This is a genomic window from Formosa haliotis (genome assembly GCF_001685485.1).
Classification (GTDB): domain Bacteria; phylum Bacteroidota; class Bacteroidia; order Flavobacteriales; family Flavobacteriaceae; genus Formosa; species Formosa haliotis.
Window position 1 is genome coordinate 2,430,192 of record NZ_BDEL01000001.1, and the last position, 12,960, is coordinate 2,443,151.

The 12,960-nt window shown below is 35.1% G+C and carries 8 protein-coding genes; 4 read left to right on the top strand and 4 right to left on the bottom strand.

Going from position 1 to position 12,960, the window contains the following annotated elements; genetic code table 11:
- Positions 1–25: 25 nt before the first annotated feature.
- The 3 genes from bioB (at position 26) to A9D35_RS09990 (ending at position 2,626) form a co-directional block, all read left to right on the top strand.
- Entirely contained in the window at positions 26–1,114 is a 1,089-nt protein-coding gene (bioB, locus tag A9D35_RS09980) for a biotin synthase BioB (protein WP_066222398.1), read from the top strand.
- A gap of 111 nt (positions 1,115–1,225) precedes the next feature.
- Positions 1,226–2,089, top strand: a complete 864-nt coding sequence (locus A9D35_RS09985) for a cupin-like domain-containing protein (protein WP_066222401.1) — start codon at positions 1,226–1,228, stop codon at positions 2,087–2,089.
- Positions 2,090–2,134: 45 nt separating this feature from the next.
- Positions 2,135–2,626, top strand: a complete 492-nt coding sequence (locus A9D35_RS09990; RefSeq protein WP_066222405.1) for a DUF6646 family protein — start codon at positions 2,135–2,137, stop codon at positions 2,624–2,626.
- A 159-nt stretch (positions 2,627–2,785) separates the two neighbouring features.
- On the opposite strand, the gene A9D35_RS09995 is transcribed toward A9D35_RS09990, so the two are convergent.
- Positions 2,786–3,259: a regulatory protein RecX gene (locus A9D35_RS09995; protein WP_066225995.1), complete on the bottom strand. Its 474-nt coding sequence runs from the start codon at positions 3,257–3,259 to the stop codon at positions 2,786–2,788.
- 97 nt (positions 3,260–3,356) lie between these two features.
- Here A9D35_RS09995 and A9D35_RS10000 point away from each other — a divergent pair, with 97 nt between their 5' ends.
- Positions 3,357–7,358 (top strand): RemA C-terminal-like gliding motility protein, encoded by a 4,002-nt coding sequence (locus A9D35_RS10000; protein WP_066222408.1) that lies wholly within the window; start codon positions 3,357–3,359, stop codon positions 7,356–7,358.
- Between the two features lie 13 nt (positions 7,359–7,371).
- On the opposite strand, the gene A9D35_RS10005 is transcribed toward A9D35_RS10000, so the two are convergent.
- The 3 genes from A9D35_RS10005 to porZ are packed head-to-tail and all read right to left on the bottom strand — an operon-like array spanning position 7,372 to position 12,853.
- Positions 7,372–9,783, bottom strand: coding sequence for a TonB-dependent receptor (locus tag A9D35_RS10005; protein ID WP_066222410.1), 2,412 nt, complete (start codon positions 9,781–9,783; stop codon positions 7,372–7,374).
- Between the two features lie 20 nt (positions 9,784–9,803).
- Positions 9,804–10,523: a DNA repair protein RecO gene (gene recO, locus A9D35_RS10010; RefSeq protein ID WP_066222415.1), complete on the bottom strand. Its 720-nt coding sequence runs from the start codon at positions 10,521–10,523 to the stop codon at positions 9,804–9,806.
- Positions 10,523–12,853, bottom strand: coding sequence for a type IX secretion system anionic LPS delivery protein PorZ (porZ, locus tag A9D35_RS10015; protein WP_066222417.1), 2,331 nt, complete (start codon positions 12,851–12,853; stop codon positions 10,523–10,525). The genes recO and porZ overlap by 1 nt, the downstream gene beginning before the upstream one ends.
- Between the last annotated feature and the right edge of the window lie 107 nt (positions 12,854–12,960).

Sequence of the window (12,960 nt, forward strand, 5' to 3'; positions counted from 1 at the left end):
AACCGATTACCAAAACCACTTGACCATGAGTAGCATTAGACATAATTGGACCACAGAAGAAATTATAAATATTTATAACAAACCTTTTATGGAGCTACTCTATGAAGCTGCCACGGTACATCGTCTACATCATGACCCGAATACGGTTCAGGTTTCAACTTTATTGTCTATTAAAACTGGAGGATGCTCAGAAGATTGTGGGTATTGTCCGCAGGCCGCCCGTTACCATACCAATATAGAAGGTAACGATTTAATGACCGTACAACAAGTTAAAGCGCAGGCCCTACGTGCTAAATCTACCGGAAGCTCGAGAGTGTGTATGGGTGCTGCATGGCGAAATGTGAAAGATGGCGAAGAATTCGATCAAGTGCTAGAAATGGTGAGAACCATAAATAAACTGGATATGGAAGTGTGCTGTACCTTAGGTATGGTTACCGAAAATCAGGCCAAACGTCTTGCCGAAGCAGGTTTATACGCGTATAACCACAATTTAGATTCTTCTGAAGAATATTACAAAGAAGTAATTTCTACCCGAGGTTATCAAGACCGGTTAGATACTATAGATAACGTTCGAAAAACCAATGTTACAGTATGTTCTGGAGGTATAATTGGCATGGGCGAAACCATAGTAGACAGAGCAGATATGTTAGTGGCATTATCAACTTTAAGTCCGCAACCAGAGTCTACCCCCATAAATGCTTTAGTTGCTGTTGAAGGCACACCTTTAGAAAATGAAAAACCCGTAGAGATTTGGGACATGATTAGAATGGTTGCTACCACGCGAATAGTAATGCCCGAAACTCAAGTGCGATTAAGTGCTGGAAGAACCCAAATGTCTCGCGAAGGTCAAGCCATGTGTTTTTTCGCCGGTGCTAACTCTATTTTCGCTGGAGATAAATTACTAACAACTCCAAATCCTGATGTAAACGAAGACCTTAAAATGTTTGAATTACTCGGATTAAACCCACAAAAACCATTCACAAAAAAAGTCCAACCCCAAACTACCGAGGCTCAAGACTCTCAATTTCAATCCTTAGGAGAAAAGCCAAAATGGACACGTCCAGAACATAAAATTGAACGAAATGAAGCCGCAAAATTGAAATCTAAAAAATAAAAATTGATATATTTCTAAGCTATATTTTGAAAAAATTATAGCCGATTTACTACTTTTTAAATATCATATTCATTACAATTTATTAACTTGCAGTTTTAATTATTTTAACTTTTGAAATTAAATCTTCAAGACATTCCTCGAGTAAAAACCATTACTAAAGAGGCGTTTATAGAGCAGTATTTTAAACCACAAAAACCTGTGGTAATAGAGCATTTTATAGACGACTGGCCAGCGTATTCTAAGTGGAATTTAGACTATATGAAAGAGATTGCAGGAGACAAAACTGTTCCGCTTTACGACGACCGCCCGGTAGACTATAAAGATGGTTTTAATGAGCCGCATGCCAAAATGAAAATGAGCGATTACGTCAATTTGCTTAAACGCGAACCGACAAAATTCAGAATTTTCCTTTGGAATATTTTAAAAGAAGTCCCTCAATTACAAAAGGATTTTAGTTATCCAGATTTTGGCTTACGCTTAATGAAAGGCTTACCCATGCTATTCTTTGGAGGGAAAGATTCGTATACCTTTATGCATTACGATATCGATTTGGCAAATATTTTTCACTTTCATTTTGAAGGTAAAAAAGAAATTATTTTGTTCGATCAAGATCAAAACAAATACTTGTACCAAGTGCCACACGCTTTAATTACAAGGGAAGATATCGATTTTCATAATCCAGATTTAGACAAGTGGCCTGCCTTAAAAAAAGCAAAAGGTTATAAAACCGAATTAAATCATGGTGAGGTCTTGTATATGCCCGAAGGGTATTGGCATTATATGCGCTACATTACTCCTGGTTTTTCAATGAGTCTGAGAGCAATTGCTAGGCATCCTAAAAACTTAAGTAAAGCCATCTACAATGTCTTTATCATGAGAAATTACGACAATCTTATGCGCCGTTTAAAAGGACAGCGTTGGATTGATTGGAAGAACGAACAAGCCGTTATTAGAACTACAAAATATAATTCTTAAGGTTTAACTATTAAAGTTATATTTGTCCCAAAAATTAAAAAACCTATGAAAAATATATTAGTCATCGCGTTGTTATGCGTCGTTTCTTTTGCCAATGCTCAAGCTTTTGATGGTAAAGGAGATATGAAATTTCAAATCGGGCCAAGTTTTCAAAATAATGGAACTGGTATAAATGGAACCTACGATTTTGGTGTTGGCGATAATATTTCGTTCGGAATTGCTTCAACCTATGTACTAGGTGTAAACGATGATATTGACGCTAATTTTAACGATCGTTTCGATATTAAAGCCCGTTTCAACGCTAACCTTTCTAATGTTATTGGCATTGGTAGCCAATTTGATTTATATCCAGGCTTAAGTTTTAGTTTAAGGAATTTTGGAGGTCATGTAGGAGCAAGATATTTCTTTACTGACGGATTTGGAATTTATACAGAAGCAGGGTTTCCAATTGCAAAATACGATACCGGACATTTAACGCCTGCCGAAAAATTAAACAATCAGTTTGTGTTTAATTTTGGAGCCTCTTTTAATTTATAAAAGTTAACTGTATTCCTTAAAAAAGGCTATCTAAATAGTTAAATTGTCGTCAACCTGAATAAGGATTCAGGCTCTTACATATTTAGTTATAAATATGATGAGTTTCTGAAATAAATTCAGAATGACGAGTTTTTATGCTTTTTGGATAGCCTCATTTATTTATGAAATTAAGGCATTCACTTTCTCGTAAACCAAGGGCGATTCCCAACCACGATACAATAAATAGTCGGCTAATTTCTTCTTCTTTTTATACGGATTAGATTCTTTAATCAACTCACATTTACGTTCAGCCAAAGCATCAAATGTGCCATAATAATCTAAATCATCCAGTTCTTTAAGTCCCGTTTGTATATTAAACTTACTGATTTGCCTGCGTTTCAATTCGGCCGTTAATCGGTTTCTTCCCCAATTCTTATATTTAAATTTTCCTCGTACATAAGCCTTTGCAAAACGTTCTTCATTTAAAAAATCGTGTTGTAACAAATGCACAATAACCACATCAATAGCATCAGGAATCATATGCATACTTTTCAGCTTGTCTAGCACTTCTTTATGGCAACGTTCTTGGTATACGCAATACCGTTCTAATGCGCGTTTCGCCTCTTCTACCGTAAAAGTTTTATGCTGATTCACGTATAATTTTAAATATTTGTTTTTAAACACTTGATTTTCAGTGTTTTTTATTTTAACTTTAATGTTCTCCCCGAGATTTATAAATTAATTTACACCGATGAAATTAAAATATACTATTGCAATAGTATTATTTTTATCCGTAATTACTTTAAATTTCTCCCAATGTTTATCGGATAATTTTGATACCAACTATGGAAATTGGACAGATTCAGGGACTTACCGAACTCCTTTGCCTGCCACAAGCGGAAATGGTGTAGGTTTTAATGATTTACACGATTATATTGTAACCAAAAGTGCACTTACCAATCCTAAAAGCATAAAATTTCAATTAGCAAAATCGGTCGCTACAACTACTAGATCTCTAAGCATTCAATACAGTACAACAGGTTCTGGTTCATGGAATGATGTTGAAACCATAACAGCTGAAACAACTAGTACAACACACCAAGAATTCAACATTAATTTAAACTTAACGGGCCTTTATTTTATTCGGATAATTATGTCTCATCGTGAAGGCGGCTCTTTTTATTTAGATGATGTAAGTATTTCGTGTGAAAACATAAATGCCCCAGAATTACAGATTTTGGATGCATTAAATAACCCTCAAAATTGTGGTTTTACTAGTAGTTTTGAAGACACGTATATCGGTGAAACCAAACAAATAACACTAACATTAAAGAATACAGGCGATGTCGATTTGGAAATTTCTGAAATCACAACCACAAACAACTTTACAACAACTGAAATACCGGTACCCGTAACCATTCTTCCTAATGAAAATCTACAACTCACCATTATATTCCATCCCGATGTTACAGGACCAATAAATGGGAGTCTGAACATTATAAACACCGATACGAATGAAGGGAATTGCAACATTATTTTATTAGGAACCGGTATTGAATCTGGCCCAGAAATAGATATAGAGCGTAACACAGAAGCCTCCATTCCATCGGGAGCAGAAGCCAACATAGGTTACAACACCATTTTTGCATCAACACAAGTTGGAGAAACTGCGAATAGCAAATCCTATTATATTCATAACGAAGGGAATTTAGATTTAACCATTTATGACGTTACATCTTCAAACGCTTCAGAATTTAAGATCCTTTCGAATCCTGAATTCAGTACCATTTCAAGTGAAACTAAAATACCCTTTCAAATAGAATTCACCCCTTCAACATCTGGCATACGCACTTCGATAATCAACATAGGGAACAATGACAGTAACGAAAACCCCTATACGTTCGAGGTTCAAGGTACAGGAATTTGCTCGTCCTCAACACTTATGGCACTCCCTTCAAGTGGCCCAGTAGGAACCGTTGTAACTATTACCGACTCTGATTTTGGCACAGAAACTACGGCAAACCTCAACGGGGTTTCTGCTTTAGTTACACCTATTTCGGAAACAGAAATAGAAGTTACTATTCCAGAAAACGCGACATCTGGAAATCTCACTATTACAAACGATTTAGGATGTAGTAGCGAGACTAACTTTAACCTGATTACAACCACATTACGTGACTGCGATGGTGCCCCAGAATATACGCCTACAGATTTGTTTATTAGTGAAATTACCGATCATCCTACTGGTTCGCATTCTTATATAGAAATTTTTAACGGCACAGGAACGGCTGTAAATTTAGCGGATTACACTATCGAGATACATTATAATGCCACAACCATTCGGTCAATTCCGCTAGAACATGTTGTTTTAAAAAATAGGGACGTTTATGTTATTGCTTTTGGTGCTAAAGCTACGGAATACCCCAATTCAACATACGGTTTCGATCAACTAAGTACTTATTTTGGTATAAATGGAAACGACCATATTCGACTTTATAAAAATGAGAATTGGATTGATGTTTGGGGAACTACAACGGGTGAGCCGTTTACCATGACTCCAAAAGGATATACGTACAGACGAAAAAACAACCTAGCTAACCTACCAGGTACTACCTGGGATACAAACGATTGGAATGTTTTTAGTACCGAAGACTATACCGATATTGGACACTATGATTTCGTTACAGGAAGTGCCCCAACTATAAGCGCACAGCCTAGTAATACTACTGCCAATTGTAGTTTAAGCGTCTTACTTAACACCACTGCACAAGAAGGATTTAGCGGACAAAAGTCGTTAACCTACCAATGGCTTTACAACCAACCTGGAGATGATATGTGGCACTTGGTTAGCAACGACGACAATCACGATGGTGCACAAACTTCTACCCTACACATTCTAAACACGGTTAATGTTAATGGGAATCAGTATTTCTGTCGTGTTCAGGAGGATTCTGAATTATGTTTTACAGCGACTCACAGTACTAAAATTGCATTAGACAAAAGTGTTTGGAATGGTTCTGCTTGGGAAGATAATCGCGAACCAACTCTTAGTTCATTCACCATACTTAATAACAATTTCACTACCGCTTTACACGGAAATATTACGACTTGCGGTTTGTATATTCCGATAGATAACACCTTAACAATAGATGCAAATACTTTTGTAAAAGTTGACCGAAATTTAATAGTAGAAGGTAATGTAATTGTAAAAAACCAAGGCTCCTTTGTGCAAGTTGAAGATACACCAAACACTAATTCTGGAACTATTACTGTTGAAAAAGAAACTGCCATTTTAAAAGATTGGCTAGAGTACACCTATTGGAGTACTCCCGTTTCCAACGCTAGCTTTGAAGATGTGTTTGCCCATTCTAAACGATTATATTGGTTTAAAGCTGCAAATTTTGTAGATATTTATAAAGAAGAAAACAACAATAATGCTCAAGAATTAGGACAAGATGATGTAGATGACGATGCGAACGATTGGCAAGCCATTAGTGAATTAGAAAGCATTAAAAGAACAGATAAATTACAAGCCGGCGTAGGGTATGCTGCTACACATTCGAGTACTAATTTTACTTCAGGACTTACTTATACCTATAGCTTTACAGGCGATTTTAATAACGGAACAATTTTAACACCTATTGAACGTAATGATGTCTCGACACTAGATAGCAATTGGAATTTAATAGGCAATCCGTATCCCTCTGCCATAGATGTAGATGCTTTTTTTGATGCCAATGTACATGTTAAAAATCCTGCAGGCCCCTTAGAAGGTGTAATTTATTTATGGTCTCATGATACGCCCCCTTCTAAAGATTTTAACGGTAACCATCTTTATAATTTTAGCCCGTCCGATTATGCTATAATTAACGGTTCGGGATCTATAGCCGCACAACAAGGCACAGGGACTAAACCCGATAATTACATACCCTCTTGTCAAGGATTCTTTGTGAAATTTTCAGATGATTTTCCTAATGCTTACGCCAATGTGGAGTTTAATAATAGTATGCGTGTAACCGATAAAAACACGCAATTTTTTAGAGCTTCAAATACTAATAAAATTTGGCTGAATTTAACATCGAACAATGGTGTTTTTAGTCAGACTTTAATAAGTTATACCTCTGGAGCTACAGACGATTATGATGGCAGTTATTTCGATTTAGAAACTCATATTTCAAAAGATATTTCTGCAAAATTATATTCTACATTACATCAATCTGACAAAAAATTAGTGATTCAGGGGAAAGCATCACAAAGTATTTCAATTGATGAAGACATCAATTTAGGATTTTATACATCGATTAAAGTCCCTACCATATTCACTATAGCAATAGACGATTTTGAAGGCTCTTTTTTAACTGAAAACCCACTCTTTTTAGAAGATCGGCTTTTAAATACATTTCACGACTTAAAAGAATCTGGATATAAATTTACTTCAGAAACTGGAGTATTTAATAATCGGTTTTATATTTCATTTAAAGCTCCTGCTTTGCATACTGACGATTTAGAACATCATTCTAAATTAAGTATCATTCAACACGATGAGAATCAATGGCTTTTTAAATTAGATTCAAATCAATTACAGATGGAGTCTATCAAAATTCACAATACTTTAGGTCAAGAAATGCATCAAATTAAAACAAACGAAAATCGTGTAACTTGTAATTTACCTAACTTAAAATCTGGTATGTATTTGCTTAGTGCCTATTGCACGAACGGCACTATTTTGAATAGAAAGTTTATTGCAGACTAAATAAAACACATGCTTAAATACTATATCTCACAGCCAGAATTAAATTTCTTCCTGCACCAGAAATCCCTGAAGAATAAGGTCTGTAACGTTGGTCTGTAATATTTTCTAAACTTGCGGTAAATGTAAAGGCCGGTGAGAATTGATATTGTGTACGCAAATTTAATGTGTACCAAGAAGGCGTGTACGGATTTCCGTTTTCATCTTTAGCATACATATAATCCTTACTTTGCTCTGATGGTGCCAAATCATCATAAGACATTTCATCATTATACATAGCATAAGCATCGATAGAAAATTTATTGCTTTCCCAAATAATATGGGTGTTTCCAAAATCGGGAGCAGCATGTCTTAAAGGCAATTTTTCATCATCTTCCATTTCAAACCCACTAATAATATTGTATTGAGAAGTAAGTTTTAAAGCTTCAGAAAAATGAATTTGGACTCCAACTTCGAATCCATAAATTCGGGCTTCTGCAGCATTCTGAATGGCTTGAACACGACTTTCTTCCCCATTATAATCTATCATACTATCGCCATTCAATTCAAAATCTCTTCGCACCAAGGCATCTTCTAAATACGTATAATAAGTAGCCGCATCTAGCACAACTTTATTGTCGAAATTTAAACGCACCCCAAGATCTCCTGTATATGCATATTCGGGTTTAATATCGTTATTAGGAACAACAACAGCACCAGGTTCTGAATCGAAAACCTTACCTAAATCATCTATATTTGGCGCTCTAAAAGCGGTTGAAAAATTTAATTTCCACTGAATAATTTCTGCAGGATTCCAACTAATTCCAGCTGTCCCTGTAAGTGCTCCGGTATTAACTTCTGAAGTTTCGAATGGAAGATTTAAAAAAACATTATTCTCTTGAAAATTTGCATGGGCTAACACATAATTATACCGTAAACCGGTTTGTAAAACAAAATACTTACTCGGTTTATACTTTAAGCTTGTATAGGCCGACATAGAAGCCCAATCTGATCCGTTTGGATACCTAGAAATTGCCGCTATAGTAGTGTTGTCCTCGATATTTTCTTGCTCCCCGTAAGAATGAATTTTATTATAAACGTACTCTAAACCATAAAACAACTGACTCTTTAAACTGAGTTGTTTTTCAAAATCGATATTCGCAGAAATAGCATCTACATGTTCCTCTGTAGAATTTCTAATCGGAGATTGATAATCGCGATCTACACGACTTTCTTGAAAATTTTGATATGCAATATTTGCTTGAAATTTATCGAAAAAAGCTGAATGACTACTTAATTTAGTGATTTGAAAATTAGACATAAACCAACGTTGCGGACCATAATACCACTCGGCAGAACGTAAATCGTCTCCTTTATAACGCAATAATCTATCGTATCTAGAGTAGTCTGTAGTTGTTGAATAATACAACCCTAAATTAAAATTTAAGTTATTTTTAGGCTCAAAACGTACCTTTTGCATAAGGTTTATTTGGCTGTATCCTGTTGGAACTTGAACTTTAGGGTTTGGATTTTGAACAATTTTATCTTCCCCATTTTCGGTGACTACATATTCTGGTCTTAAATAGTCGTCTGGACCGTGGCTTCCCATTCTTAAATCATCAAAATCGGTATAACTGACACTACTTAAAAAAGCCCACTTTTCTAATCCGATATTAAAATCTATATGTCCCGTTTTTTCTGTATTTGCAGAGGCAAATCGTAAGGTAGAATTCGCACTAAACTCTGTATCTTCGCTATACGACAATTGGGGCTTTTTAGTATAAAAACTCATAACCCCACCTATAGCATCGCTACCATAAACTACAGAACCAGCCCCTAAAATGACTTCGGTATTTTGAATACTAAACGGATCTATAGATATTACATTTTGCACATTTCCGTCCCTAAAAATAGCATTGTTCATACGCACACCGTCTACAGTAAGTAACAACCTGTTGGTAGACAACCCACGAATCATAGGGCTTCCGCCTCCTAATTGACTTTTTTGAATATATACATTCCCAGTATCTTCTAGAAGGTCGGCACTAGTTTGAGGGTTATCAAACGCTATAGCTTCAGAAGTTATCGACACTATTTTTTGGGGAATATCACGTTTAATCTGCTCAAATTTTGATGCCGAAATTACGACCTCATCCAACCCTTCAGTATTGGGTTCTAACAGAATAATTAGAGACGTGTTTAATTTTGATTTTTCTATTACGAAATCTTGAAATCCTAAATGCTTAAAAAAAATGGTTTCGTTGGTTTGAAAATTTTGAAGAGACACCATACCCTCAAAATCTGAAATTTCACTTTTAGTTTTGTCCGCATTAAATACCGCAACACCAGGTATAGGTGTATTAGTATTACTATTTAAAATGGTAATATTTTGAGCCTGAATTGTTACACAGAAAAATAAAAGAAGTACTGTAAGTAGTTTTATATGCATACACAACATTTAAGTGCCGTTTAACTAAACACCTGACTAAAAACGGCTAAGGATCTTGGTTTTTTAAAATGCCCGAGATGGAGTTCGTAATATAAAAGCAACATCTCTAAAAAGGATTGTCGCTGTTTAGAACTCATTTTCATCTCTGATAAATCATCAAATAGTATGCCTAAAGAAAGTTTTAAAAACTTTAAATTATCACCAGTAATAGAATATATGCTTTTCGATTGTGTTTCGAATTGTCCAGAGCTTAAATTGAAGTAATTAAAATGGCTGTTTGAGGTATCTGGAGAAAACCCTAAATACTTGGTTAATTGCGCTAAAAACACCAAATGGAAGTTGGATGACTCTGTTGTTTCATCCAAAATATTTAAACTGTTTTCAATATACTCGAACAACTCTGTATTGGCTTCTTCTTCCTTTAAAACCATAGCTAAAACATCGGCCAAAAACATAACTATAGAACTCTTAAGTACCTCGGTATGTAAGGTTCTATAAAGCACATTAATTTTAACATCTTTAAGCGTTTGTAAGGTTCTGTTTTGTTTTATATCGGCATCAATCTGGATTTGAGATAACAATTGGAAATATGCTGCTTTTGTATGCCCTTTTTTACTCTTTAAAACACCACGAAGCAAAAAACTTATTAGCCCAACTTCTTTGGTGTAACAACTTACTATAAGGTCATTATCGCGATACTTTATTTTAGATAATACAATAGCTTGTGTAGAGAGAAACATTATCTAATAATCATTAATTTTAGCACTTTAGTTTCAAAAGTTCTAGTGTCGGACAGCATGATGAGATACACCCCCGAACGCACCACCCGATTGGCTAAATTTTTACCATTCCAAAAGGCGGTTCCGCCATCAATTTCTAGATTATACCCCTTATACCTTGTGTTATTATTAGATTGTGCCTCGGCAACCAAATTCCCTTCAACATCGGTAATTTTAATATTTACATTTTCGGTAATACCTTTAATTTTCACCATATCTTCGGTAATATTAAATGTAGGTCGTACCGGATTTGGGTAAACAAACGCCTTATCGTAATTATCTTCTGGTTGAGAACTCCCCGATTTAAAAGCAACCAAGCCTTTATCTGTCGCTATAAAAACCTTTCCGTTCGTGCTATCAATACTAACATCAATAATATTATTCGAAGGTAACGGCGAATTATCTATAGTAAAATGGTAAATTGTTTCTTGCCCATCAGACGAAAAATAGAATATACCAGAGCCTATGGTTCCTATCCATTTATTATTAGAACCATCAACTTCGATACTCGTTATATATTCTTGGTATAATAATTCTTTAGGAATCCCATCATCTAAAATCACAATCTCACTGACCTGAGCATTAGTGTCTGTAAACGCACTTGAAGGGTTATACAGCACCCTAAGTCCGTTATAAGTTCCAATCCAAATTTGATTACTTCTGTCTATTGCAATAGAATTTACTGCAGAAGATGGCATATTCTGACTCTCCTCGCTAAAACTAATTATTTTTGAAGTCCCTGCCTTATAGTCGTAACCCACTAATCCAGTTTGATAGCCTCCAGTCCAAACCACTCCAGAATTATCTATTGCAATGTCCGAAAATCCCCATTCGCCTCGTAACCCATCGGTATATAAGCCTTCAAAGCTATAAGATTTCCACTGATTTGATTTTGGGTCGTAAGATTTAAGCGGGCTTAAAACACGGCCAGTTAAGGACCATAACAAGCCTTCATCATCGAATGTGGACGCGCTTACACGAATACTTGTGGTATTTTCTATTGGTTCTAGGCCACTATTATCTTCATTATATAAAACTGTTGGCACATCGTCATTGACCTCTAAAATTCCGTTTTGAAATGAACTTATAAAAACCTGATTTATCTTATTAGGATTAATACTTATCACATTTAAATTTGTTGCATTTAGCACGCTATCCTTAGGAATATTATGCCATTCTCCATTTTTTAGATGACTGATTCCGCTACTTTTTAATGGTGAAGGATTATACGTCTGGGTATAATCGCCATAGGTTACCCACAAATTATTATACGCAGCCTGAACCGAGAATGCCGAATTCATTAAGGGACCGTCTGGTAGAATAGGTTCAAAAAAAGAGGTATTGGTTATAGGCGCTTTTAAAACACCAAAGCTATCTGAGCCAATAAAAAAGTCGTCGATAGTTGTTATAGACGATGTATAATTTGTATTATAGGCATCATTAGCAAAAACTTCAGAAATTAATCTAAAATCACTTGAATATAAATACACATGATTTGCAGTGGTTACAATAAGCTCGTTATTTGACGATTTTACATCAACAGGTACTTCCTGAAAAGTTTTTAATGATGTTAAATTATTCTCTACTCTAAAGATTGTTCCATTAGTATTTAGGGCATAAACAGAATTCCCCACCGCTTGTACTGCTAAAAAATTTCCGGCAGATATTTTAGTCCATTGTTTGTAATCTATTAAATTACTATTATTAATTTCGGCACGCTTAAGTCCTGTTGCGTTCTCGCATGCAGCAAAAATAAAACCGTTAGAAACTGTTGTTTGGGTAACTATAGTTTGTACTCCCGAATCTCCTATGAAATACGTATCTCCAAACTCTAATCGATTTAAATCGTAAACCGATACGCCGTAATTTGTTGAAATATAAAGGACACCTTCATATTCATTTATATGATTAATTCGCTTACTATTTGGCGGAATTGTAGGTTTTTCAACAATATCGACAACTCTTATTACTTTAGATTCTTCTTCTAAAATAATTTCCATTAAACCATTTTCATAACCAATAACCAAATCTCCAAACTCGACACTATAATAGATAGTAGAAATAGCCTCTCCCGCAAGTCCGTGAATTGTAGAAAGGGTTTGAATTTCTTGGGTAACTAAATCGTAAGTAAAAACAGCATTCTCTGAGGCAGCATAAATTTTAGTCTCGCTTGCCGCAACGTCCTTGATATTGTAATATGAAAAATAACCCTCCCAACGATCGGAATAATCTTGAGCTATGCCTATAATAGAAGTTAATAGCAATAAAGTGGCAAGAAGTCTTTTAAACATAAATGATTTTTAATGTTTCAAATATATTTATAAGTAACGAGTTTTACCTTAAAAAAATATAGAATACCTATTAAACATTAAAATCTAATAGGTATTTAAGAAAAAAG

Bases quoted from the DNA above. Each gene is read 5' to 3' on its own strand.
- A9D35_RS10005 (WP_066222410.1), bottom strand. From the start codon at position 9,783: ATGCATATAAAACTACTTACAGTACTTCTTTTATTTTTCTGTGTAACA.
- bioB (WP_066222398.1), top strand. From the start codon at position 26: ATGAGTAGCATTAGACATAATTGGACCACAGAAGAAATTATAAATATT.
- A9D35_RS10000 (WP_066222408.1), top strand. From the start codon at position 3,357: ATGAAATTAAAATATACTATTGCAATAGTATTATTTTTATCCGTAATT.
- A9D35_RS09990 (WP_066222405.1), top strand. From the start codon at position 2,135: ATGAAAAATATATTAGTCATCGCGTTGTTATGCGTCGTTTCTTTTGCC.
- porZ (WP_066222417.1), bottom strand. From the start codon at position 12,853: ATGTTTAAAAGACTTCTTGCCACTTTATTGCTATTAACTTCTATTATA.
- recO (WP_066222415.1), bottom strand. From the start codon at position 10,523: ATGTTTCTCTCTACACAAGCTATTGTATTATCTAAAATAAAGTATCGC.